Here is a 21,828-nt window from a genome sequence, read left to right on the forward strand (position 1 = left end):
GGACTGGGGGGGTATCCGTTGCGTGAGGGCAGGAGGCTACTACGGTGGACGTAGGGGGGTTACTGAGGATTCGTACAGGTTGCGAAAATCGCTGACAGGGACAGGGTCCGAACTTTCACCCTTAGCCCTGCATCGCCGCCCGCAGTTGGCTTAGGTCTTTGGACGAGATGACATACGTTCTTGCCAGCATGTCACCGACCCGTTGGCATCGATCAGATTGGGCGTAAACGAAAATTATGATGATCCCTAGTGGTGCTTCTAGGTGCCTAGTAAGACCGCGAATGAGTGTCTGCACAAGAGTTGGAGGGCCACCCGCACCGTTTATGACAGTAAGGCCGAAGGCCAATTTTCCTGGCGTTTTGCCGTTAAATGCCCATTCGCATAGGGGGGAGAGAAACAGGTAGGTGATGATCAGTTCCATGCCTGCAAAGGGGAGGTTGTCTTGGCTGATAAGCCATAGCCCTATGAGAACAATCAGGCATTGGTCGATAACGTAGGCACCAATACGTCGCACCAGCAAAGAGGTTCTTGATACTTCCATAAATCGTTCCAAAGCACGGACTTAAAGGTTGAGCGAGCCAAATTCCTTCGGCTTATGTAAACAGCTGGGGAATTTGTATTGGAGGCAAAATGCTACTACCGACGGACGGCGGGGCGTTACTGGGGATTCGTACAGGCAATGCATTGGGCTATCGCTTTGCGCGCACTCCAGGTTGCTGCTAAATTCTGGTCTTTCCAAGGAGCGGTAAATGAAAAAATTGACTCAAATTTTGTGCGCTGCGGCTATCGCTCTTCCTGCGACAGTAATGGCGCAAGCCTCCAATGACTCCAGTGTCCAAGCGTTCGCTGCGGGGCTAGATCTCGATATTGCCACTTGTCGTGCGGCCAACCTAACCTACAAAATGCAGCGAAGTATGTCGGCTGATTCTCCAGATACGGCAAAGGCCCGAAACGAATACACTGATTGCATACACACTAATTCTTCAAAAGCAAAAGCCGATTTTCCACTGGCACTTAAGTCCACTAAATCTAAAGACGTTAAGGAAGCGCTGAAAGGTCTCTACGTAGCATGGAGCGCATACTTCGGCGAATTCGAGGGGGCTAGTGCCGGGTTGGCGAAAAGCAATTACGAAACGGCGAAAAGCAAGCTTGATGTAGAGCTTCTTTCACAGTAGTACAAGGAAGAATTATGCGGTTTTTGATCGGGGCGATGGCGGTAATGCTGCTGGCTGGATGCGCCACGTCGCCAATGTCGGCGAGAAATGCGGAACCGGTGCCTAGCGATGAGCTATATGGCTTCCAAAGCAAGTCGACTAATACCTCATCCCGCATCACTGTTGTCAGGGATGGTGGCTTTGTCGGCTCAGGTTGCGATTTGGTCTTTTACATTGAGGGGCGCCGTGCTGCCAAGATTGGTCCTGGCCAGCGCGCAACTTTTTACGTTGAACCAGGCACTGTGAATCTGGGTACAGGTCTTGCTGAGTCTGGGCTTTGCTCTGGTGCTGCGATCAGAACGATCAGCGCCAATCTCAAACCGGGTACGGAGAGCCAGTTTCGCATTAGTGGAGATATGAGCGGCTTCTTCTTAGCTCCATACGTGGATTACGGCGGCCGCTGAGGCTGCAAGCTCTGAAAGCTGCCTTCGGGTAGCTTTTTTATTGACTGGAGAAAAGCTATGTCGGCATTGGTTATTAATTACCAGCCACTCACCACCATCAAACTTTACGGGGCTTTAAGGCAGTTCGGTCGCGAGTTCAAACTGTCCGTCCGTTCGCCAGCCGAGGCAATCAAAGCGCTCTGTATCCAAGTCCCAGGGTTTGAACGATTCCTGTCGAACGCGAAGTCTCGGGGGTTAGAGTTCGCAGTTTTCCGAGGCTCGAAAAACATTGAAGAAAAAGAACTGAGTTATCACGGCTCCGGTGAGATTCGCATTGCACCTGTCATCGTCGGGAGCAAGCGCGGAGGGGTACTGCAAACCATTGTCGGCGCGGTGATGATTGTTGCTGGTGTCCTCCTGCTGGCGACACCGTTCGGCGCTCCACTAATCGCGGCAGGCATCGGCCTCGTCGCAGGCGGAGTAATCCAAATGCTCAGTCCGCAACCAAAGGGCTTGAAGACCAGCGCAGCCCCCGAAAATACCCCCGGATACGCCTTCGGCAGCGCCAAGAACACCACCGCATCCGGCAACCCTGTTCCGCTCTGTTACGGCAAACGCCGGGTAGGCGGAGCAATTATCAGCGCCGCGATTTACGCCGAAGACCAGATGTAGCCAAACCGTCGAACACACAGCCGCCCATGAGGCGGTTTTTTATTGCCTGGAGGAACGCATGGGCGCAGCACAGCAGGTTGAAATCTTCGGCGCCAAGGGCGGATCTGATAAACCGAAGACGCCGACTGAGGCGCCCGATAGCCTGCGCTCAGTGGCCATGGCCAAGATCTTGATTGCAATGGGCGAGGGCGAGTTCGCCGGCAATCCAACCGCCCAGGACATCTACCTCGACAATACGCCGCTGCAAGACCCCCAGGGCAACATGAACTTCCCGAATGTGAAGTGGGAGTACCGTAACGGCTCTATTGAGCAGGATTACATCCAGGGCATTCCATCGATCGAGAACGAAACCTCCCTGGGTATCGAGCTGCGCAGCGGGACGCCTTGGGTGCGGGCTATCAGCAATACCGAACTGTCGGCCGTGCGTCTGCGCTTCGCCTGGCCCGCGCTGCAATCGGTCGATGCCAGCGGTAATGTGAACGGCTACCGCATTGAGTACAAGGTCGAGCTGGCCACCGACGGCGGCGCCTATCAACAGGTGCTGAGCGAAGCCGTGGACGGCAAAACCACTAGCACTTACGAGCGCACTCGCCGTATTGATCTGCCGCTGGCGACCAGTGGCTGGCTGATGCGCGTCACTCGCATCACGACCAACCAGAACAACAACAAAATTGCCGACACCATGCAGATCGCCGGCTTCACCGAAGTCATCGACGCCAAGCTTCGGTACCCAAACACCGCGCTGCTCTACATCGAATTTTCTGCCGAGCAGTTCCGCAGTATTCCGGCGGTTACTGTCGACACCAAGCTGAAGAAGATGCCGGTGCCGAGTAATTACGACCCGGAAAGTCGGTCCTACACTGGCATCTGGGATGGCACTTTCAAACAGGCTTGGACCGACAACCCAGCATGGATGACTTACGACATCACTGTCAGCGACCGCTTTGGCCTCGGTCGCCGGATCAAGCCGTGGCAGGTCGACAAGTGGGAGCTGTACCGCATCGCCCAATACTGCGATCAGCTGGTGCCAGACGGAAAGGGCGGGCAAGAGCCGCGTTTCATCTGCAACCTCAACCTGCAGGGCAAGGCTGACGCCTGGTCGCTGCTGCGCGACATCTCGGCGATTTATCGCGGCATGACCTACTGGGCACAAGGGCAGCTGTTCAGCTTGTCCGACATGCCGCGCGCGACCGACTTCGACTTTGCCTACAGCCGGGCGAACGTTATCGACGGCAAGTTCACCTACTCGAGCGCTTCGGAGCGCACCCGCTACACTCGGGCCTTGATCAGCTACTGCAACCCGGCGAACAACTACGACACCGACGTCACGTCGGTGACCGATCCGAAGCTTCAACGGCGTTACGGCGACAACCCGCTGGAGATCGGCGCCATTGGCTGCACCCGGGAGTCGGAGGCGCAACGCCGCGGTAAGTGGGCATTGCTGACCAACTCCAAAGACCGGGCTGTCAGCTTCAAGGTGGGGCTCGACGGGCGCATCCCTCTGCCTGGGTACGTCATCCCGGTGGCCGACGAGCTACTGGCGGGCCGCGCAATCGGCGGGCGAATCTCCACCGTGTTTGGCCGCACCATCACCCTGGACCGCGACACTCAAGCCAAGGCCGGCGACCGATTGATCCTGAACCTGCCCAATGGCAAGTGCGAAGGGCGCACCGTGCAGTCCGTGACGGGGCGTGCGGTGACCGTCACCGTCGCTTATTCGGCGATACCGGAGCGCGAGCTGGTCTGGGCGCTCGACGCTGACGATCTCGCTGTGCCGCTGTACCGGGTGACCGCTGTGTCGCGGCCGGAACCGGGTGTATTCGAAATCTCGGCCGTTCAGTACGACCCAAGCAAGTTCGCGCACATCGACACCGGCGCCCGCCTGGAAGAGCGCCCCATCAGTGTGATTCCGATCACCGTTGTACCGGCGCCGGCCAGCGTCACCCTGACAGCAAATTCGGTTGTCTCCCAGGGCATCGCCGTCGCCACCATGTCCATCACCTGGCCAGCGGTGAACGGTGCCGTCGGCTATGACGTGGAATGGCGCAAGGACAGCGGCAACTGGATCAAGCTACAGCGCACCGGGCTGACCAGCGTTGACGTCACCGGCATTTACGCCGGCGCCTATGTGGCCCGTGTCCGCGCGGTGAGTGCTTTCGACATCTCGTCGATCTGGCGCAACTCGATCCTGACCGACCTCAAGGGCAAGGAGGGCCTGCCGCCGGCGGTGTCGAACCTGACGGTCATCTCGCTGCTGTTCGGCATTGGCCTCAAGTGGGGTTTCCCCGCTGGCGCCGAGGATACCCAGCGCACGGAAATTTGGTATGGACAGTCGGCCGACTTGGCGACGGCGGTGAAGCTGAGCGACTTCAGCTACCCCCAGGCCTCGCACGAAATGCACAGCCTGCTTGCCGGTACGAGCCTGTTTTTCTGGGCGCGCCTGGTGGATCGCACCGGCAACGTCGGGCCGTTCTATCCGATCACCGGTGCGGTCAATGGTCAGGCCAGTTCGGACCAGCGCGACTACGAGAAGTACTTCGCTGACAAGATCGGCAAGGGCGCGCTGTACCAGAGCCTGCGCGAAGAGATCGAGCTGATTTCGGGAGACGGACCAGACTCGGTGAATGCTCGCCTGAACGAGGCCAAGGCCGAACTGGAGGGTCTGCTGGGCCAGATCACAGGTGCCGCGCCGTTCGACCCAGCCAAGCCTTATCCGGTCAGCTCCTTCGTCCAGCAGGCCGGCCACATCTACCAAGCCACCCAGGCGGTACCGGCGGGTGTCACGCCGCCGAATGCGGACTACTGGAAAGACATCGGCACGATCCTGGAAACAACCAACGCGCTCGCCCAACAAGTGGCGTTGGTAACGTCCAAGATCGAAGAGATCGACGGCAAGGTGGTAGCCACCGCTTCGTCGGTCGAGGCGCTGCGCTCGGCGGCTCGTGGTGATGACGGCGCTGGCGAACTGGCTGGAGCGATTAAGGCTTGGACCTCTACGGCAGATCTGGCTGTTGAGCGCAAAACGCGGGCCACCGAGAGCGAGGCCATGGCCCAACAGCTGGTCACGATGAATGCCCAGGTCGGTGACAACAAGTCGACCTTGAGCGTGCTCGAACAGGTTGTAGCGACCAACAGGGAGGCCTCTGCAATACAGGTCAATCAGTTGAAGAGCGAGTTGACGACAGTCGGCGGCAGGGTAGACGCACAGGACGAAGAAATTACCAACCAGGCGATCATCATCACCGGCCAGGCTCAGACGCTCAGCAGCCTCGACACCAAGGTCGAAAACCTTGATGGAAGGGTCACTGCTCAGTCTTCCAGCAATGAAGCCCTGCGCGCATCTGTGCGCGGAGACGACGGTGCCGGCGGTCTGGCGGCAGCGGTCAAGGCCTGGGAATCCACTGCCGCCATCAGCACAGAGAAGCGTGTACGGGCTACCGAGATCGAGGCCCAGGCCAAGACATCGGAAACGCTGCAGTCGAGCATCGGGCAGACCAATGCCTCGGTTCAACAGGTCAGCGAGACGGTAGTTCAACTGAACGGCAAGGTATCAGCACAAACCACCATCAAAGCCCAGACGATCGTCAACGGCAAGAAAGTGATGGCGGGGCTGGCTCTGGGCAGCGACGGCGAGACTTCGGAGATTCTGGCGTTTGCTCAGCGCTTCGCCATCGTCGATGAGGCCAGCGGCAATTTGATACTGCCATTCGTGGTGCAGGGCGGCCAAGTGTTCATCAACTCGGCAGTGATCAACACGGCTTTCATCCAGCAGATCATTCTGGGGATGACACTGCGGTCTGAGGCTGTGAACTCTCAAGGTCTACCGCTGCTGGAGATCAACGTTAAGGCTGGCACATTCACGCTTCGCAGCGCCGGAACTGGTGGCTCTTCGCTGCTTAACAACGATGGGCTTACCGTGTTCGATGGTAACGGTATTGATCGTGTCACCGTCGGGAGACTTTCCTAATGACTTATGGGATGCGCACAAAGGGGCCGAGCGGGAATCTTGAACTTGATGAAAACTCATTTACGGTCAGGGTTATCTACTCGGCGTTAGTTCCAAGATCGACAGGGTACTTTGTTGATATTCCAGTGGCTGGGGCGGACCCTGCAACCTGTCAATCAATAATTGTTCCGGCGGGTCCCTATCCACAGAACCCTAATGCTCAGAATTTATACGCTGTTCAATTCGAGCCTCAAACTCTGATGGGTGTCGTTAGAGTTTGGTTTACAAACAGGAATATAACAGGTAACCAACCCTCGGTGGGGCTTGCAACTCAAAGGCTCTTGGTTATGAGGTATCGTTGAATGTCATACGGACTGCGATTCAAAAACAATAGCGACGTAGTTGTTCTGGATTCTGAGTTCGCCAGGCTTGTTGTTGTTCACTCTGGAAGCTACGGCCCAGGAGGGGCTGTATTTCCTAGCCCCGTTACAACGGACGAGCCACCGCTGGTTTTTGTAAGGCCTAACGCAAACACAACGTTCCAGTACGTCTCAGTCAGTGGGACGACGGGTAACTACACAGGGTTCACTTTCATAGGGGGCGGTTCCGGTCAGTATTTTTGTGCCGCCTTCAAAGCTAGGGAGGTTGCACCTTACGGCCTTCGGTTGCGCGATGGAAATTCAAAGCTGCTATTTGATTCTGGTACACCTTGCGCTCAGTTTACTAAGACCATTACTGCTTGGACATACATAGGGTATAGCCAAGATCCGCAAGGAATGACGAAAATTAACTTTACTGCTTCGACTGATCTTTCGTCTGGCGATTATCTCATGTTAAATAATATAGGGATGGATGTAGGTGCGAACTCGAATCGTACAGCAAAGCTTTATTGTACATGGGACTATTCAAATAATCGAATAGTGATGTATACCGTCGGGGTTTCAAACGTAACATCGTTTTTTGTTCCGGCTGTGTTCGCCAAGATTCAACAATAAACGAAATTTCGAAATAGCCCCGTCATTGCACGGGTATTTTTTTGCCTGGAGAAACCTATGGCTTCTTGGTTCACAGAAGGAACGGTGACAGTTACAAACGGCAGTGCCGTGGTGGCTGGCGCCGGCACAAAGTTTTCGAACTGCCGATCCGGGGACATGTTTGTCGGGCCGGATAACGGGATCTACCAAGTGATCAACGCGCCGAGCGACACAACCGTGTCGATTTCGCCGACCTACCGGGGCGCGACCACCGCGGGTGCCGCTTACGGCATCGTGCCGGTTAACGGTTATCCCAAGGCGTTGGCCGATGCAGTTAACCAGATGGTGCAGCAGTGGGGCGCTACGCTGGCCGGCCTTGGTACGGTTTCGACCGAGAACATTGTACCGGTGGCAAAGGGCGGGACAGGCGGCACGAACCAAGGGGCTGCGCGTACCGGCCTGGGGCTGGGCAGTTCTTCTACGCTCAACGCAGGATCTGCTGACGGCAATGTGATGCTTGCCGGTGATGTGAAGTCTCCGAATGCGAGCACCATCAACGTGTTTGGGAACTCTTTCAAGACGTGGTCGGGGTCGACGGTTGGAGCACCTGAATCTTCCACCCAAGGCACTATGATCAATGCGGGCTACGACAGCACTAACTACGGCTCGCAAATCCTTATGTCTTTTAGTGGGCGAATGTATTTCCGATCTGGAACGTACGTGACCGCTTTAGTGCGTGAGGTTTACCACACTGGCAACACCACCCGTGCCGCTGACGGCACCCTGAAGGCGATCTGACCATGGCAAGAGCAGCAATCAATGTCCTCGGCGCTACGGGCGCGACCTACGACTTCGTAACCAATGGAGCGGGCCTCGTTGCGTCGTCGCGCGAATCTGTTGGCGTGTACCGCATTACCGGATGCCTGGGTATGGTTCCATTCCCGCCGCAAGACGATGGATGGGGTTACACGATCAACCAGATGGACGGCCGCGCCGATGTGGAAACGGACTTCGCTGACGGCGTGCTGACAGTGACGGTCACGAAGGACGGTCAACCGTATGACCTGAAGCACATGATCACCTTGCACATCCTGGTGCCGGAAGCGCCGGCTATGGAAACGCCGCCTTCGACGCCGGAGGAAGTGGTCGCTGACGCCTGATCATGACTTGCATATCGATGGCCGCCTTGAGCGGTTTTTTTTCGCCTGGAGAAAAGTGATGACCGTATCCGAGAAAGACCGCGACATCTTCGCCCGCACGTTGTGGGGCGAGGCCCGCGGCGAATCCCTGGCCGGCCAAGTCGCCGTGGCCTGGACCATTTGCAACCGCGTGAACGATGGCAAGGACAAGTCGTGGTGGGGGGAGGGCTATGCCGGTGTGTGCCTGAAGCCCTACCAGTTCAGCTGCTGGAACAGGAACGACCCGAACTTCGCCTACCTGAGTGGCGCCAAGCAGATCCCGTTCCGTGAGCTCGCGCAGGCGCGGATTGCCGCTGACCAGGTGATCAATGGCAAGGTGCCGGATCCCACCGGCGGTGCCACCCACTACTACGCGACCACCATGCCCAAGCCACCGGCCTGGGTGAAGGGTGCGAAACAGACGCTGGCGCTCGGTCACCACCTGTTTTTCAAGGATGTGCCATGAGTCCCGCCGCGTTGAAGTTGGCGCTGACGGGAGTGCTGGCGCTGCTGCTATTCACTGCTGGTGGCGTGTGGAAGGTGCAGGATTGGCGCTACGGCAAGCAGCTCGCCGATCAAGCGCTGCTGCACCAGTTCGACCTGGGCACCATCAGCGATGCGGCCGCCGCCCAAGCCCGCACCGATCTGGACAAGCGTCTGGCGCTTGAACAGCGCCTATCGGCCAGTGACCAATCCCACCACGAGACTTTGACCAATGTACAAAAAGACCAGGCTCGCTTGCGCGATCGCCTTGCCACTGCTGATCTGCGGCTGTCAGTCCTACTCGACGGCACGGATTCAGTCAGTGGCTGTTCAGTGCCAGCCGGTACCGGCGCCGGCGGCGTGGTTCATGGAGGAGCGCGCGCCCGACTTGACCCAGCGCATGCTCAACGAATTGTCGCCATCACCGACGAAGGCGACCAAGGATTGATCGCGCTGGCGGCGTGCCAGTCTTTCGTGCGCGAGTTACTGCGATAGCCGCGATTAATAAGCAGGCCAATCCACTAGTTCAGACGAACTCGTTTCCTTTGCCTTCAATTAGGTAAAGCTTTGCGTAGTGGCCTTGCCAATAAAAACATGGGCGGGGATACTTTTTAAAATTACTTATGTTTGTTTTTGCCCATTTTGAGTATCCGTCATATTTTTCTTCGATGACGTACAGTGCGAGTAATAGAGATATTGAAAAACAGTAGCCACCAATTGTAGGAGGGCTTTTTCCAGCATGCAATGCTGAGTTTCGAAGGCCATAGAGATATTTATAGCCCGTAACGTCGGCTTCTGAAAATTTCTCTAGATTTGTAATTAGGTCAGAGAGACCTTCTTGTAGGGTTGGATTTTTGATCTGCTCTATGGCGAAGTGAAGTGAATCCTTTAGGCTGGAGCAATATTTATATCTTTTCTTTTCCCCATACTCTGATCCAAATACTGTAAAGTCTTTTATTACGGTTCCGTCGATGCGTAAATATTCTGAAAGAATAGTTCGACTTAAGGCTTCCATAAGAGGAAAACACAAATATGATAGCGCAACCCCATCATTGCTGCGGGGATTCATGATATTGGTTTCTTCGTTGCTTATAGCAAGCGCAGCGCAGGTTTCCAAAAGCTGATAAAGTTCCGTGTTGTCTCTGATTGGATGCGGAGGCGGAGTAGGTTGACAGTCGAGTAGCAGTGCCAGCATCCATGACCAGAACAAATCGATGTCTTTGGTATGTATGGATCCCAAATTTCCAAATAATAATTTTTTCGTTGACTCCACCCCAAAGCAGATTAGCCCATCTTGGTCGAGTAGGTGTGGCTCAATACCGTTACTGTGAAACTCCATGGCTTCTACATCCGCATTGTATATGAAGTTTTCCGCCGGTTTGTTTGCGGCATACCACTTGTCGGAGATTGCTCTCATTTCGTCTTGCATGTGGTGCTCCTTCGTAGGGCATCGTCCGCACATGGCTGAACCTTCAAACTGAGTGATGCGAAGCAAATCACTCCGGGGTCATCATCACCGCAAGCGTCATTTTGATGAACTCTTCATTTTTATCGATGGCGCCTAAGGCTCCACGGATGTTATCGGCGACGTCGGCCGCTCCACGCTGCTCAGCCCAAAGCGTGAGTTCCATGATGGCGGCTTCGAGAGCGAGCTGGTTTTCGTTGATCTTGAACAACAGGGAAGGGAGCAAGTCTGAGTTCGGCATCGCGATTCCTCCGTGAAGTTTTCAGCGTAGCAGCAAATTAGGAAGTGACGAACGGTAGGCAGGACGCCTAAGGAAGGAATGAAGCTTGTACCAATTTTTGTACCACTGACCGTGTAAAGCAGGTTAAAACCGGGTATTCCAAAGTAAGGAAGTGCCCGGTTTCATTGGCTCTGCGTACTTTGCCTTACCCCTTGAGAATCACCGTGTAATTCTGCTCAGGCGGAGTTAGGTCTTTTTACCAGTCGTGAAGGGCTGCCACAACCCATTGCGGACGCTGACTCATGCTGTGATTGAGGGGCTAGCTGGTAGGTGGCCAAGCAGCTTCCGTCCAACCTCGTTCGAAGCGTTTGTTAGGCAAGGCAAACAGTTTATTTACAACTGAATTGAACTTCGGCACCAGCATATGAAGAGTAGGGGTTATACGGTTTCGCAGAGGAGCTTTGTACAAAAAGCTGCTTGCCTTGTTTTTTACAAAACGCAGCAGACTCTTTCAGTATCTCTACCTTCACCGAGCTACCGTTATAGGCCATCGCATCCTCCTTTTCATAAACGTAGTTGCCTCCGCCAAGGTCAACGATGCCAGAGTTCGTTGTGCAGCCGAACAGTGCGAGCAGAGCAACTGTAGAGATAACGATTCGCATATTTTTCCTCAAAAATTGAATGGCCTAACTCGAGTGGATGACACATCTGGCGTAACGTTTTCTGCCGATTGTGTCTGATAACGCTCCATGCCCATGCGTAACTCCCTGTTCGGTTTGAGTATCGCGCTGGAAATGCGACATAAATCGAGGAGGAAAAGCGACATGACGTGCATACAATACTGGCGCATTAGCATCGTGTCCAAGGTCCGCTTTTGGCTATAGTGGTCACTCCGGCGCCATCATCACCGCGAGCGTCGTCTTGATGAATTCTTCATTCTTATCGATGGCTTCCAAAGCGCCCCGCACGTTATCGGCAACATCGGCTGATCCGCGCTGCCCGACCCAGTTCGACAGTTCCAGGATGGCGGCCTCCAGGGCGAGTTGGTTTTCGTTGAGCTTGTGGAGCAGGGAAGGGAGCAGGTCAGAATGTGGCATCGCGAATCCTCGGTTTTGAGGTCAGCGTAGCAGGGGAGTGTAAGGTCGGCAGGACGCCGGAAAAGGGAGTGAAAGACAGCTGTTTCAAGTCATTTCTGAGGGCGAGTTGCGGAAATAGCCAAAAAGATGCGGAAACGATCCGTGGAAGCCAGAACGAAAACTCAAACCCCAGAAACGACAAAGCCCTGAATAATCAGGGCTTTGTCGTATAAAGATGGCGGAGGCGATGGGATTCGAACTCATGGACCTGTTACAGTCGACGGTTTTCAAGACCGTTGCCTTAAACCACTCGGCCACACCTCCGTTTGCGTTGCGGGCGCCATAATACCTGAATGAAACACACTGTCAAACTCTCTGCATAGCTTGTTACAGAGCGTCTGTTATGATCTTTGCGACTGAACGTTTCAAACCAACAGGAGTGTCGCCATGCGCGAACAGGATTACGCAGTTAATAACAGCGTGCAGGCTGAGCAGCTAGAGGTTAGCCGCGTCCTGCGCAACACATACGGCTTGCTCGCCCTGACCCTGGCTTTCAGCGGTGTAATGGCCTACGTTGCCCAGCAGATGCGTGTTGGCTACCCGAACGTTTTCGTGGTGCTGATCGGCTTCTACGGTCTTTTCTTCCTCACCAACAAACTCCGTGATTCGGCCTGGGGCCTGGTGTCGGCATTTGCCCTGACCGGTTTCATGGGTTTCCTGCTGGGCCCGATCCTTAACCGTTACCTGGGCATGCAGGGCGGCGCTGAAGTGGTCAGCTCGGCGTTCGCGATGACGGCGCTGGTGTTCGGTGGTCTGTCGGCGTATGTGCTGATTACCCGCAAGGACATGAGCTTCCTCGGCGGTTTCATCACGGCAGGCTTTTTCGTGCTGCTGGGTGCGACGCTGGCGGGCATGTTCTTCCAGATCAGCGGCCTGCAACTGGCGATCAGCGCAGGTTTCGTGCTGTTCTCCTCGGTCTGCATTCTGTTCCAGACCAGCGCCATCATCCATGGCGGCGAGCGTAACTACATCATGGCCACCATCAGCCTGTATGTATCGATCTACAACCTGTTTATCAGCCTGTTGCAGCTGTTCGGCATCATGGGCCGCGATGACTGATCGTTGGCATTGAGTAAAAAACCCGCCCAGGCGGGTTTTTTATTACCACAAATCCAGGATTACTCTGTAATGACGATGCTGCCATCGGCTTGCTGGCGGTAGATGGTGTAGGGCAGGAGCAGGGTATCGAGAGCGCCGGAGATGACCACGTCAATCAGCACAATGGCAGGGGCACTATCATGTACCTGCTCATCGCGGCCTTTTTCCAGGGGCGCATTCAGCGTGCAAAAGTCGTAGGTCACGCCGCTGTAGATTCGTGGTACCGCGCCGCAATAACTCTTGTGGTCCTTGAGGCTTTTTGCGGCCGCTTCGTCACTGCGTACAACCGTCTGAATCGTGCCGCACCCCGCAAGCGTCATTGCCACGAGCAGCATTGCCAGAGTTTTCATGCCGTCAATCCTTCGCCGGAAACCATCAATCTACTGCAGGCTGAAATAAATATCACTCACGCCATGGGCGGCAACCGGCGCTTGACCGGGGTTTTCTTGACGATCGCCGTATTGGTTTCAGCGTGGGTGTTGAGGCGGTCGAGCAGGGTGTCCAGTTGTTCCATCGAGCGCACATGCAGGCGCGCAATGAAACAGTCGTCGCCGGTCACCTTGTCGCACTCGGTGAACTCGGGAATGGCCATGATTTGCCGTTCCACTTCCTGCAATTGCCCCGGTAGCGGGCGAATACGCACGATGGCCTGGAGTTGATAGCCAAAGCATTTCGGGTCGATTTCAACGGTGTAGCCCTTGAGCACGCCTCGTTCCTCCAGGCGGCGCAAACGCTCGGCAACGCTGGGGGAGGACAGTCCGCTGATTTGCGCCAGGGCCTTGAGCGAGCGCCGCGAGTCTTCCATCAGCGCCGTGATCAGCAGCTGGTCGATGTCATCGGTCATGGCGAAACCCTCCGTTAGGCGTTTTTTCCAAATGGCCTTTATAAAAAAGGCAGATTCCGAGTTTAGCCTGCTTTTTGCTCTGGAGTAGCCCCTGGGTGCATTGGCATACTTTGGCCACAAACACAGGAGTCTGATGATGGACAAATCCCTACGCCGCGGTTCGTTCGAAATGACGGCCGCCATGCTGATCTCCGGCACCATCGGTTGGTTCGTGCTGGTGTCCGGGCAACCGGTGCTGGACGTGGTGTTCTGGCGCTGCCTGTTCGGTGCCGGCACCTTGCTGTTGATTTGCGCGGCCTTTGGCTTTCTGCGCCCCGGCATTCTGACCCGCACCACGTTCCTGCTCGCCGTGCTCAGCGGTGTGGCGATTGTCGGCAACTGGGTGCTGTTGTTCGCGTCCTATTCCCGGGCGTCAATTGCCATCGGCACCGCCGTCTATAACGTCCAGCCGTTCATGCTGGTCGGGCTGGCGGCGTTGTTCCTCAACGAAAAGATCACCGCGCAGAAACTGACCTGGCTGGGCGTTTCGTTTCTCGGGATGCTGGCGATTGTCAGCGCCCATGGCAGCCAGGGCGAGAGCGGCGGCGATTACCTGATGGGCATTGCCTTGGCCTTGGGCGCGGCGTTTCTCTACGCGATTGCCGCGTTGATCATCAAGCGTTTGACTGGGACCCCGCCGCATTTGATCGCACTGATCCAGGTCAGCACCGGCGTGTTGTTGCTCGCGCCATTCGCGAATCTTTCCGTACTGCCGCAGGCACCGAGTGCGTGGGCCAGCCTGGTGACGCTGGGCATGGTGCACACCGGCGTGATGTACGTGTTGTTGTACGGCGCGATTCAAAAACTGCCGACTGCGCTGACGGGCGCGCTGTCCTTCATCTACCCGATCGCGGCGATTTTCGTCGACTGGTTTGCTTTCGACCATCGCCTGGAGCCGCTGCAATGGATCGGCGTCGCGGCGATTCTGCTGGCCGCTGCCGGCATGCAACAAGGCTGGTCGCTGAAGTTTCGGCGCACGGTGACGCCGTAACCCGCGCCCCAGGCGTCAGATATTCCAGCGCGGCGCGCTCTTGGCCAGGCGCTGGCACATCTCGCCGACGTTGGCGGCCAGTTGTTGAGTCAGCAAGCGATAGCCGTCCAGCATGTTGTAGACCGGCGCATCGAGGCTGACAAGCGGCACATCCACGGGACGATTGAGCCGCTGGGCGGCGCCTGATTTCAACGCCCGGGCCATGCCGATCAATTGCACGCGAATCTGCCGATGCTCGGCTTTCAATGCTGTTTGCATCAGCGACATCGCCTCGGGGTCATTGGCATCCGGTCGGGTATTGCCGAGGATTTCCAGGGTGCTGACGCACATGCGCAGGTTGCGCTGGAGGGCATCGAGGTCGGTTATGGAAATCTTCACTTCCTTGGACACCGAGGGCATCAGTGAACGAAGTTGCACCATCGCCGCGTTCAGGCGGGTCATGAGCTTGATGTGTTCGTCGGCGGTGATGGCTTGGCCGTCAATGATGCGCCCGTAGATTTTCGCGCAATCACGCAGCGCATCGGCCAGGTTGTAGCGCCAGGAATAAACCGCGTACAGCGGCAGGGCGAAGGAAAACGCCAGGGCCAGGGCAATGCCGATCAGGATATCCACCCCGCGCCACAAGCCATCGGTGACCGGGTTGTCGCCGTGCCCGGCAACGATGAACACGGTAATCGCCGACAGCAGCGCCGTGTAACCACCCTTGCCGATGGCGTGATACGAGAAAAACCCGCAGACCACCGACATCGCGAAATAGGTCAGCCAGGGCATCCCGAGCCAGGCCTGTTGTGCCACCAGCACCAGGCCGACACCGGCGCCGATCAAGGTGCCGATGGCGCGCTCGGCGGCTTTCTTGCCGATGTTGCCGTGGTGCTGCAAGCCGCCGATCACCACCAGCATCGTTACCGACGCCCACTCACCGTGGGGCAGATTGATCCCGGTGGTCAGCAGGATCGTCGCCAGCAACCCGAGCGACACCCGCACCGCATGGATCACTCGGGCATGGCGGTAGCGCCGGTACGGGTCCAGCAGCGGACGCAGCAGTCGGCGCAGCAAGGGTGGCAGTCGATGGGCTATGGATGTACTCAGGCTGGCTCTCCTCAGAAGATGTAGTCGGTGGTCAGGAAGCTCGAACTGCGGCCGCTGATGATCTCGCTGATCAGGTCCTTGTTGGTCTCCTGGAACTTGGTGGCTACCAAGGTACGGATCGAAAACACCCGCAGCGCGTCATGTACCGACAACGTGCCTTCGGCCGAGTTCTTGCGGCCATTGAAGGGATAGGTGTCCGGGCCGCGCTGGCACTGGGCATTGAGGTTGATGCGCCCGACCTGATTGGCGAAGGTGTCCACCAGCCGGCCGACCGCCACCGGGTTGGTGCCGAAGATGCTCAATTGCTGGCCGAAGTCCGACTCCAGTACGTAGTCGATCACGGTATCCAGATGCCGGTACGGCACGATGGGGATGACGGGGCCGAACTGTTCTTCCTGATAAACGCGCATCTGCGGCGTGACCGGGTACAGCACCGCCGGGTAGAAGAACGACGCACGAGCTTCGCCGCCGTTGGGGTTGACCACCTTGGCGCCTTTGCTCTCGGCGTCCGCCACCAGTGCATGCAGATAGTCGACCTTGCCCGATTCCGGCAGCGGCGTCAGGGCTACGCCACTTTCCCAGGGCATGCCGGGTTTGAGGTTGGCGAGCCTGGCATTGAATTTGTCGATGAAGGACTCGACCACGTCTTCGTGGACAAACAGGATCTTCAGCGCGGTGCAGCGCTGGCCATTGAACGACAGCGAGCCGGTCACCGCTTCACTGACCGCATTGTCCAGATCCACTTCCGGCAGGACGATGCCCGGGTTTTTCGCATCCAGGCCCAGCGCCGCGCGCAGGCGGTGGGGTCTCGGGTGGAGTTTTTTCAGGTTACTGGCGGCCTTGTTGGTGCCAATGAAGGCAAAGATGTCGATCTTGCCGCTGGCCATCAACGCACTGACCGTCTCGCGGCCGCTGCCGTAGATGACGTTGATCACCCCGGTCGGAAAGCTGTCGCGGAAGGCCTCCAGCAGCGGGCGAATCAGCAGCACGCCGAGCTTGGCCGGCTTGAACACCACGGTGTTGCCCATGATCAGCGCCGGGATCAGCGTGGTGAAGGTTTCGTTCAGCGGATAGTTGTAAGGTCCCATGCACAGGGCCACGCCCATCGGCACGCGACGGATCTGGCCGAGGGTGTCCTGCTCCAGTTCGAAACGGCTGGAGCGACGGTCGAGTTCTTTCAGCGCATTGATGGTGTCGACGATGTAGTCGCAGGTGCGGTCGAACTCTTTTTCCGAGTCCTTGAGGTTCTTGCCGATTTCCCACATCAGCAACTTGACCACGGCGTCGCGCTGCTCGCGCATGCGCCCGAGGAAGGTTTCGACGTGCTGGATGCGTTCGGCCACGCGCATGGTCGGCCACAGGCCCTGGCCGCGGTCGTAGGCACGGACTGCTGCGTCGAGGGCGGTCAACGCGGTGTCGGCATCCAGCAGCGGGGTGCTGCCGAGGATCACTTGCTCGTCGCCATTCGGGCCTGCCAGGTACACCGGGCTGCGGACCTGGGCCAGTGGCCCGTTCCAGGTTCTCAGTTCGCCATCGACCAGGTACTCGCGCTGCTCGGTCTGGCCGTCGAGGCGGTACTTTTCCGGGATGTCGGCGGGGCTTGGGAACAGGTTCTGAAGAATATTGGCTGTGGTCATGTCGCTACCCCTCTGGATTGGCTGATGCACTGATGAATCGTTTTAGCAGACCTCAGCAACGCTTGTCATGACTCATCTCAGCGTTTTTCCGCACAGCGTGATGTCCGGGGACTTATCGGTGCCTTCCGTCATGGCCTCAGAAGCGCCCCTTGTTGGCCCCCAATGCCCTCAACCCGCCCGCGCGGGGTGCCTTAATGTTGACTCTCCTTGATCACAACAAAAAGAGCTGCACCCGGCTGGCCGGGCAGCCATTGAGAGGACAGCCATGCGGGCAAGCCGATTAACTGAAAAGCCTAGCCTTTGTTTGGCCTTGGTGGGGTGTGTCTTTGCGGCGTTGCTTGCCGGGTGCGGCGAAAAGCCGAACAACCCGCCGACCCGCAGCGAAGCAGGCGCAGCGAGGCCCGCCGACGTCGAGCTGGCGCAGGTCTACGACAACAGCTGCAAGCTGTGCCACGCCAACCCGGCGGCCGGGGCGCCGCTGACCGGCGACATCAAGGCCTGGCAACCACGGGTATTGCAGGGTGCCGACACGCTGCTCGACCACGCGATCAACGGTTACAACGGCATGCCGCCGATGGGCATGTGCATGCAGTGTTCGCAAGAACAGTTCCTGGCGCTGATTGCCTTTATGTCCGGCCAGCAAATCCAATAACAAGAACGGCAGGGTGCGATTCATGACGATGGACCTGACACGGCGTCAGTTGTTGCAACGGGCGAGCGTCATTGGCGCCTTTACCGCGCTTGGCTCAACACCGGCACTGGCCGAGCTGCTGCGCGCGCCACGCCTGATTCCCTGGCGCAACTGGTCGGGAGGCCAGAGTTGCCTGCCGGCGGCGCGGCTGGCGCCCAAGAACCTGGATGAGTTGACGCACGTGGTGCGCCAGGCCCCCGGCAAGATCCGTCCGGTAGGCTCGGCGCACTCCTTCAGCGCGCTGGTGCCCACCGACGGCACCTTGCTGTCGCTGAGCTATTTCACGGGGTTGCTCGATCACGATCCGCAAACGCTGCAGGCCGAGTTCGCCGCCGGTACGCCGATGTCACGCATGGGCACGCCGCTCAAGGACATAGGCCAGGCCCTGCAAAACATGGCTGACATCGATTACCAGACCTTGGCCGGCGCGATCTCGACCTCGACCCACGGTACCGGTAAGAACTTTCAATCCTATTCTGCCCATGTCTGCGGCATGCAGCTGGTGACCGCCAGCGGCGAGGTGCTGGACTGCGACGCCGACCGCCATCCCGAAGTGTTCAACGCAGCTCGGGTATCCCTGGGGGCGCTGGGCGTGGCCACCAGGGTGCGCCTGCAAAACCGCCCGGCGTATCGCTTGCGGGAGCGCCAATGGATCGCTAAAACCGAAGAGTTGCTGGAAGACCTGGACAAGAACACCCGGGAAAACCAGCACTGGGAAATGCTCGTGGTGACCCATTCCGACTACGCCTTGTCGATCGCCCTGAACGAAACCACCGACCCGGCGACACCGCCGGTCCCGGCGGATGAGGAGGGCGGCAACGAGTTCGTCACGCTGATCGAGAAGATCGACAAATACGCCAGCGACTTCCCGGACCTGCGCCGCACCATGCTCAATAACCTGCGTCACCTGGCCAGTTTCGATGACCGGGTGGGTGACTCGTTCGACATCTACGCCAACGTGCGCACGGTGCGTTTCAACGAAATGGAATATTCCGTGCCGGCGGAATACGGCCCGGCCTGTTTGCGCGAGATCCTCAAACTGATCCAGGACAAGGACCTGCGCACCTGGTTTCCGATCGAGTACCGTTACGTCAAGGCCGACGACATTCCCCTGAGCATGTTCGAAGGCCGCGACAGCTGTTCGATCTCGGTCCACCAGCATTACCAGATGGATCATCACAACTTCTTCGCCGCCATCGAGCCGATTTTCTGGAAGTACAACGGCCGGCCGCACTGGGGTAAGTTGCATACCCTGAACGCGAAAAGCCTGCAGCCGCTGTACCCACGCTGGCAGGATTTCATCCAGGTGCGGCAGGCACTCGACCCCAGCGGCAAATTTCTCAATGCGCATCTGTCTTCCATTCTGGGGGTTAGCTGATGGCCGTCAATCGCCGCAATTTCTTGCTTGGCAGCGCGGGTGTCGGCGCCTTGTTGCTGGGTGTCGGGGCGTGGCTGCGGCCGGGTGACCGAGGCGCGCCCTACAGCGATTACTTCCGTACGCTGAACCGCGAACTCAAGGACCACGGGCCGATGCGACCGGTGATGCTGATCGACCTTGATCGGCTGGATCACAACATCGATGTGGTGATGCAATCGGTCAAGCGCGGCGGCAAGCACCTGCGCCTGGTGGAAAAATCACTGCCGGCACCGGGGCTCCTGGCCTACATCGCCCAGCGCGCCGGCACCCAACGCCTGATGTCGTTTCACCAGCCGTTTCTCAACCATGACGCGGTGCAGTTTGCCGAGGCCGACATTCTGTTGGGCAAGCCGCTGCCGGTGCGTTCGGCCGAGTTGTTCTATCAATCGCACAAGGGGCCTTTCGACCCTTCGAAGCAATTGCAATGGCTGCTTGATACACCGGAGCGCCTGCAGCAATACCTGGCCCTGGCTCAAGGGCTGGGCACGCGAATGCGGGTGAACATCGAACTGGATGTCGGGCTGCATCGCGGTGGCGTCAGCGACCTTGGCGTACTCGGGCAGATGCTGGCGCTGATCAGCCAGCACCCGCAGCACCTGGAATTCGCCGGATTCATGGGCTACGACCCGTTCGTGGGCATGGGCGTGCCGGGGATTCTGGGCTCGCCCGAGGAACTGTTCGCCAAGGTGATGGTGATTTACAACCGCTGCGTCGATTTCACCCGTCAGCAATACCCCGGTTTGTGGCGCGAAGGGCTGACCCTCAATACGGCCGGCAGCCCGAGCTATCGCATGCATGAGCACGAACAGCTCAGCAGTGAAGTATCGGTGGGGACGGGGCTGCTCAAGCCCACTCACTATGATTTGCCGTCACTGGCCGAGCATATGCCGGCCGCTTATATCGCCACGCCGGTGTTGAAAAGCACCGGGGCGGTGAATATTCCGGCGCTGGATGACAAGTCCAGGTTGTTTTCCTGGTGGGACACCAATCAGCGCGAGACGTATTTCATCTATGGCGGTAACTGGATGGCGGAGTTCGAATCGCCAGCGGGGTTGCAGAGCAATGGCGTGTATGGCCGCAGCTCGAATCAGGAAATGGTCAATGGTTCGGCGGCGGTGGGGTTGACGGTGGAGGACCAGGTGTTCTTGCGCCCGACCCAGACCGAGTCGGTGTTGTTGCAGTTCGGGGATTTGCTGGCGGTTCGGGGTGGGAAGATTGTGGATAGCTGGCCGGTGTATTCCTGAGGAAGATTCTGAGTCTGTTAGACCGCTATCGCGAGCAGGCTCACTCCCACATTTGGAATGCATTCCAATGTAGGAGTGAGCCTGCTCGCGATAGCGTCAGCTCAGTCAAAACGCATAGGGAATGCTGACTTTGGCCCAAAGCATTTCCCCTTCAGGCCGGTTTTCCACGTCGAATTCCTTGGCCCAGCGAATCTCCGCGCTGGCGTATTTGAGGAAGGTCCAGTGCAGCGCCGGGCCAATGGCAAACACTTGCCCGCGCACCCCGTCGTTCACGTCCTGGCCATTGAACTGCACGGTGTGGCCGAACTGTTTGTCGTCGGTGGTTTGCTTGAGGTAGTAGCCGTTCAACCCGAGCATCAGGTCGTCGGTGATCTTGAAACTGGCCGAATAGTCGAAGTGGAAAATCTGCCCCGACTTGTAGTCGGTGTCTTTGTTTTTCCCGTTGAAACTGTAGGTGGTCTTCATCGACACCTCGGTTCTGTCCGTCGGCAGCCAGGTGAAGGAGAACAAGGGTTTGTAGGTGTAGAAGTTGTTGCTGGTGTTGGCCAGGCGATCAACGCTGTATTCGCCGGTAGGCACGGTGACTTCAATGGCGGCGCCGAGGGTCAGGTTTGGGCCCATGTCCCAGAGAATGATCGGCGCGACCGTGGTGTCGCCCATGCCTTCGCGGGTGTCCTGCAAGCCGAATACCGAGACTTCCTGCTTGAGCCAGGGCTGCGCGATGTAGCCGGCCAGCCGGCCGCCGAACACTCGCACCGGGCTGATGTAATCCAGGCGCGGAATGACCGCCGTGGACTCGATCTCGACGTTCGGCACCTTGCCGCCGAGCGAACTGATGTTCAGCTTCGTGGCTTTGTAGTGGTTGTAGTAGACGTTGAAGGCAACCATGTTGTCCGGAAGGCTGTCGGGCGAAAGCGGCAACATGAAAAAACCGTCGGTGCCGGGGCCGATGTTGTCTACACCAGCCTCGGTGGCCAGCGCCGGTTGCAGGGCGCAGACGCCGGCCAGGCCAATGACCAGTAGGGGAAATGTCGTGCGGGTCGGGATCATGGGTGTACTCATTATTATTGTTAGCGGGCTGTCCGGCATCCATACGAGGGCCGCAAC

At 57.7% G+C, this 21,828-nt stretch carries 23 protein-coding genes and 1 tRNA gene; 13 read left to right on the forward strand and 11 right to left on the reverse strand.

The features are described from left to right. Positions 1 to 121: 121 nt before the first annotated feature. Positions 122 to 541 carry an RDD family protein gene (locus KGA96_RS19100; RefSeq protein WP_223464841.1) on the reverse strand — a complete coding sequence of 140 codons (420 nt, stop codon included), beginning with the start codon at positions 539 to 541 and terminating at the stop codon, positions 122 to 124. A gap of 208 nt (positions 542 to 749) precedes the next feature. Here KGA96_RS19100 and KGA96_RS19105 point away from each other — a divergent pair, with 208 nt between their 5' ends. From KGA96_RS19105 to KGA96_RS19140, 8 genes are all read left to right on the forward strand, one after another. Further along, positions 750 to 1,175: a hypothetical protein gene (locus KGA96_RS19105; protein WP_223514318.1), complete on the forward strand. Its 426-nt coding sequence runs from the start codon at positions 750 to 752 to the stop codon at positions 1,173 to 1,175. 14 nt (positions 1,176 to 1,189) lie between these two features. After that, complete coding sequence (locus KGA96_RS19110) at positions 1,190 to 1,618, forward strand: hypothetical protein (protein WP_223514320.1); 429 nt, start codon at positions 1,190 to 1,192, stop codon at positions 1,616 to 1,618. A gap of 57 nt (positions 1,619 to 1,675) precedes the next feature. Further along, positions 1,676 to 2,269, forward strand: a complete 594-nt coding sequence (locus KGA96_RS19115) for a tail assembly protein (protein ID WP_223464837.1) — start codon at positions 1,676 to 1,678, stop codon at positions 2,267 to 2,269. A 58-nt stretch (positions 2,270 to 2,327) separates the two neighbouring features. Beyond that, positions 2,328 to 6,236, forward strand: coding sequence for a phage tail protein (locus KGA96_RS19120; protein ID WP_223514323.1), 3,909 nt, complete (start codon positions 2,328 to 2,330; stop codon positions 6,234 to 6,236). A gap of 1,031 nt (positions 6,237 to 7,267) precedes the next feature. Next, on the forward strand, positions 7,268 to 7,987 hold the full coding sequence (locus KGA96_RS19125) for a phage tail protein (RefSeq protein WP_223514326.1): 720 nt from the start codon (positions 7,268 to 7,270) through the stop codon (positions 7,985 to 7,987). A 131-nt stretch (positions 7,988 to 8,118) separates the two neighbouring features. Further along, positions 8,119 to 8,349 carry a hypothetical protein gene (locus KGA96_RS19130; protein WP_223514328.1) on the forward strand — a complete coding sequence of 77 codons (231 nt, stop codon included), beginning with the start codon at positions 8,119 to 8,121 and terminating at the stop codon, positions 8,347 to 8,349. 58 nt (positions 8,350 to 8,407) lie between these two features. After that, positions 8,408 to 8,833: a cell wall hydrolase gene (locus KGA96_RS19135; protein WP_223514331.1), complete on the forward strand. Its 426-nt coding sequence runs from the start codon at positions 8,408 to 8,410 to the stop codon at positions 8,831 to 8,833. Next, positions 8,830 to 9,345 carry a lysis system i-spanin subunit Rz gene (locus tag KGA96_RS19140; protein WP_223514333.1) on the forward strand — a complete coding sequence of 172 codons (516 nt, stop codon included), beginning with the start codon at positions 8,830 to 8,832 and terminating at the stop codon, positions 9,343 to 9,345. Before KGA96_RS19135 ends, KGA96_RS19140 begins: the two co-directional genes overlap by 4 nt. Before the next feature lie 31 nt (positions 9,346 to 9,376). On the opposite strand, the gene KGA96_RS19145 is transcribed toward KGA96_RS19140, so the two are convergent. From KGA96_RS19145 to KGA96_RS19165, 5 genes are all read right to left on the reverse strand, one after another. Then, positions 9,377 to 10,279 (reverse strand): hypothetical protein, encoded by a 903-nt coding sequence (locus tag KGA96_RS19145; protein WP_223514335.1) that lies wholly within the window; start codon positions 10,277 to 10,279, stop codon positions 9,377 to 9,379. Positions 10,280 to 10,346: 67 nt separating this feature from the next. Next, positions 10,347 to 10,556: a hypothetical protein gene (locus KGA96_RS19150; protein WP_223514337.1), complete on the reverse strand. Its 210-nt coding sequence runs from the start codon at positions 10,554 to 10,556 to the stop codon at positions 10,347 to 10,349. Positions 10,557 to 10,924: 368 nt separating this feature from the next. After that, positions 10,925 to 11,197, reverse strand: coding sequence for a hypothetical protein (locus KGA96_RS19155; protein WP_223514339.1), 273 nt, complete (start codon positions 11,195 to 11,197; stop codon positions 10,925 to 10,927). Between the two features lie 225 nt (positions 11,198 to 11,422). After that, on the reverse strand, positions 11,423 to 11,632 hold the full coding sequence (locus KGA96_RS19160; protein ID WP_223514341.1) for a hypothetical protein: 210 nt from the start codon (positions 11,630 to 11,632) through the stop codon (positions 11,423 to 11,425). Positions 11,633 to 11,847: 215 nt separating this feature from the next. Then, positions 11,848 to 11,935 (reverse strand) — tRNA-Ser (locus tag KGA96_RS19165). Positions 11,936 to 12,058: 123 nt separating this feature from the next. Between KGA96_RS19165 and KGA96_RS19170 the strand changes: the two genes are divergently transcribed. Further along, entirely contained in the window at positions 12,059 to 12,730 is a 672-nt protein-coding gene (locus KGA96_RS19170) for a Bax inhibitor-1/YccA family protein (protein ID WP_046038554.1), read from the forward strand. Positions 12,731 to 12,789: 59 nt separating this feature from the next. Here the strand turns inward: KGA96_RS19170 and KGA96_RS19175 are convergent, their stop codons facing one another. Both KGA96_RS19175 and KGA96_RS19180 read right to left on the reverse strand, forming a co-directional pair. Further along, positions 12,790 to 13,119: a YceK/YidQ family lipoprotein gene (locus KGA96_RS19175; RefSeq protein WP_046038552.1), complete on the reverse strand. Its 330-nt coding sequence runs from the start codon at positions 13,117 to 13,119 to the stop codon at positions 12,790 to 12,792. Between the two features lie 56 nt (positions 13,120 to 13,175). Next, positions 13,176 to 13,613: an Lrp/AsnC family transcriptional regulator gene (locus KGA96_RS19180; protein WP_046038550.1), complete on the reverse strand. Its 438-nt coding sequence runs from the start codon at positions 13,611 to 13,613 to the stop codon at positions 13,176 to 13,178. A 136-nt stretch (positions 13,614 to 13,749) separates the two neighbouring features. Between KGA96_RS19180 and KGA96_RS19185 the strand changes: the two genes are divergently transcribed. Continuing rightward, positions 13,750 to 14,643: a DMT family transporter gene (locus tag KGA96_RS19185; protein WP_046038548.1), complete on the forward strand. Its 894-nt coding sequence runs from the start codon at positions 13,750 to 13,752 to the stop codon at positions 14,641 to 14,643. Positions 14,644 to 14,658: 15 nt separating this feature from the next. On the opposite strand, the gene KGA96_RS19190 is transcribed toward KGA96_RS19185, so the two are convergent. Together KGA96_RS19190 and KGA96_RS19195 are read right to left on the reverse strand one after the other, a co-directional pair. Continuing rightward, entirely contained in the window at positions 14,659 to 15,699 is a 1,041-nt protein-coding gene (locus KGA96_RS19190) for an FUSC family protein (protein ID WP_223514343.1), read from the reverse strand. Between the two features lie 44 nt (positions 15,700 to 15,743). Continuing rightward, complete coding sequence (locus KGA96_RS19195; RefSeq protein ID WP_223514345.1) at positions 15,744 to 17,369, reverse strand: NADP-dependent glyceraldehyde-3-phosphate dehydrogenase; 1,626 nt, start codon at positions 17,367 to 17,369, stop codon at positions 15,744 to 15,746. 265 nt (positions 17,370 to 17,634) lie between these two features. Between KGA96_RS19195 and KGA96_RS19200 the strand changes: the two genes are divergently transcribed. From KGA96_RS19200 to KGA96_RS19210, 3 genes are all read left to right on the forward strand, one after another. Beyond that, positions 17,635 to 18,021, forward strand: coding sequence for a c-type cytochrome (locus tag KGA96_RS19200; protein WP_046038545.1), 387 nt, complete (start codon positions 17,635 to 17,637; stop codon positions 18,019 to 18,021). A gap of 22 nt (positions 18,022 to 18,043) precedes the next feature. Next, entirely contained in the window at positions 18,044 to 19,438 is a 1,395-nt protein-coding gene (locus tag KGA96_RS19205; RefSeq protein WP_411741593.1) for a D-arabinono-1,4-lactone oxidase, read from the forward strand. Between the two features lie 74 nt (positions 19,439 to 19,512). After that, positions 19,513 to 20,721: a DSD1 family PLP-dependent enzyme gene (locus KGA96_RS19210; RefSeq protein ID WP_223514425.1), complete on the forward strand. Its 1,209-nt coding sequence runs from the start codon at positions 19,513 to 19,515 to the stop codon at positions 20,719 to 20,721. A gap of 105 nt (positions 20,722 to 20,826) precedes the next feature. Here the strand turns inward: KGA96_RS19210 and KGA96_RS19215 are convergent, their stop codons facing one another. After that, entirely contained in the window at positions 20,827 to 21,771 is a 945-nt protein-coding gene (locus KGA96_RS19215) for a transporter (RefSeq protein ID WP_223464376.1), read from the reverse strand. Positions 21,772 to 21,828: the final 57 nt, after the last annotated feature.

The organism is Pseudomonas sp. GL-R-26, from assembly GCF_019947365.1.
Classification (GTDB): domain Bacteria; phylum Pseudomonadota; class Gammaproteobacteria; order Pseudomonadales; family Pseudomonadaceae; genus Aquipseudomonas.

Coding starts and splice junctions, on each gene's coding strand:
- KGA96_RS19180 (WP_046038550.1), bottom strand. CDS start 13,613: ATGACCGATGACATCGACCAGCTGCTGATCACGGCGCTGATGGAAGAC.
- KGA96_RS19195 (WP_223514345.1), bottom strand. CDS start 17,369: ATGACCACAGCCAATATTCTTCAGAACCTGTTCCCAAGCCCCGCCGAC.
- KGA96_RS19200 (WP_046038545.1), top strand. CDS start 17,635: ATGCGGGCAAGCCGATTAACTGAAAAGCCTAGCCTTTGTTTGGCCTTG.
- KGA96_RS19105 (WP_223514318.1), top strand. CDS start 750: ATGAAAAAATTGACTCAAATTTTGTGCGCTGCGGCTATCGCTCTTCCT.
- KGA96_RS19130 (WP_223514328.1), top strand. CDS start 8,119: ATGGTTCCATTCCCGCCGCAAGACGATGGATGGGGTTACACGATCAAC.
- KGA96_RS19145 (WP_223514335.1), bottom strand. CDS start 10,279: ATGCAAGACGAAATGAGAGCAATCTCCGACAAGTGGTATGCCGCAAAC.
- KGA96_RS19150 (WP_223514337.1), bottom strand. CDS start 10,556: ATGCCGAACTCAGACTTGCTCCCTTCCCTGTTGTTCAAGATCAACGAA.
- KGA96_RS19110 (WP_223514320.1), top strand. CDS start 1,190: ATGCGGTTTTTGATCGGGGCGATGGCGGTAATGCTGCTGGCTGGATGC.
- KGA96_RS19140 (WP_223514333.1), top strand. CDS start 8,830: ATGAGTCCCGCCGCGTTGAAGTTGGCGCTGACGGGAGTGCTGGCGCTG.
- KGA96_RS19115 (WP_223464837.1), top strand. CDS start 1,676: ATGTCGGCATTGGTTATTAATTACCAGCCACTCACCACCATCAAACTT.
- KGA96_RS19185 (WP_046038548.1), top strand. CDS start 13,750: ATGGACAAATCCCTACGCCGCGGTTCGTTCGAAATGACGGCCGCCATG.
- KGA96_RS19135 (WP_223514331.1), top strand. CDS start 8,408: ATGACCGTATCCGAGAAAGACCGCGACATCTTCGCCCGCACGTTGTGG.
- KGA96_RS19120 (WP_223514323.1), top strand. CDS start 2,328: ATGGGCGCAGCACAGCAGGTTGAAATCTTCGGCGCCAAGGGCGGATCT.
- KGA96_RS19170 (WP_046038554.1), top strand. CDS start 12,059: ATGCGCGAACAGGATTACGCAGTTAATAACAGCGTGCAGGCTGAGCAG.
- KGA96_RS19160 (WP_223514341.1), bottom strand. CDS start 11,632: ATGCCACATTCTGACCTGCTCCCTTCCCTGCTCCACAAGCTCAACGAA.
- KGA96_RS19155 (WP_223514339.1), bottom strand. CDS start 11,197: ATGCGAATCGTTATCTCTACAGTTGCTCTGCTCGCACTGTTCGGCTGC.
- KGA96_RS19125 (WP_223514326.1), top strand. CDS start 7,268: ATGGCTTCTTGGTTCACAGAAGGAACGGTGACAGTTACAAACGGCAGT.
- KGA96_RS19215 (WP_223464376.1), bottom strand. CDS start 21,771: ATGATCCCGACCCGCACGACATTTCCCCTACTGGTCATTGGCCTGGCC.
- KGA96_RS19175 (WP_046038552.1), bottom strand. CDS start 13,119: ATGAAAACTCTGGCAATGCTGCTCGTGGCAATGACGCTTGCGGGGTGC.
- KGA96_RS19205 (WP_411741593.1), top strand. CDS start 18,044: ATGACGATGGACCTGACACGGCGTCAGTTGTTGCAACGGGCGAGCGTC.
- KGA96_RS19100 (WP_223464841.1), bottom strand. CDS start 541: ATGGAAGTATCAAGAACCTCTTTGCTGGTGCGACGTATTGGTGCCTAC.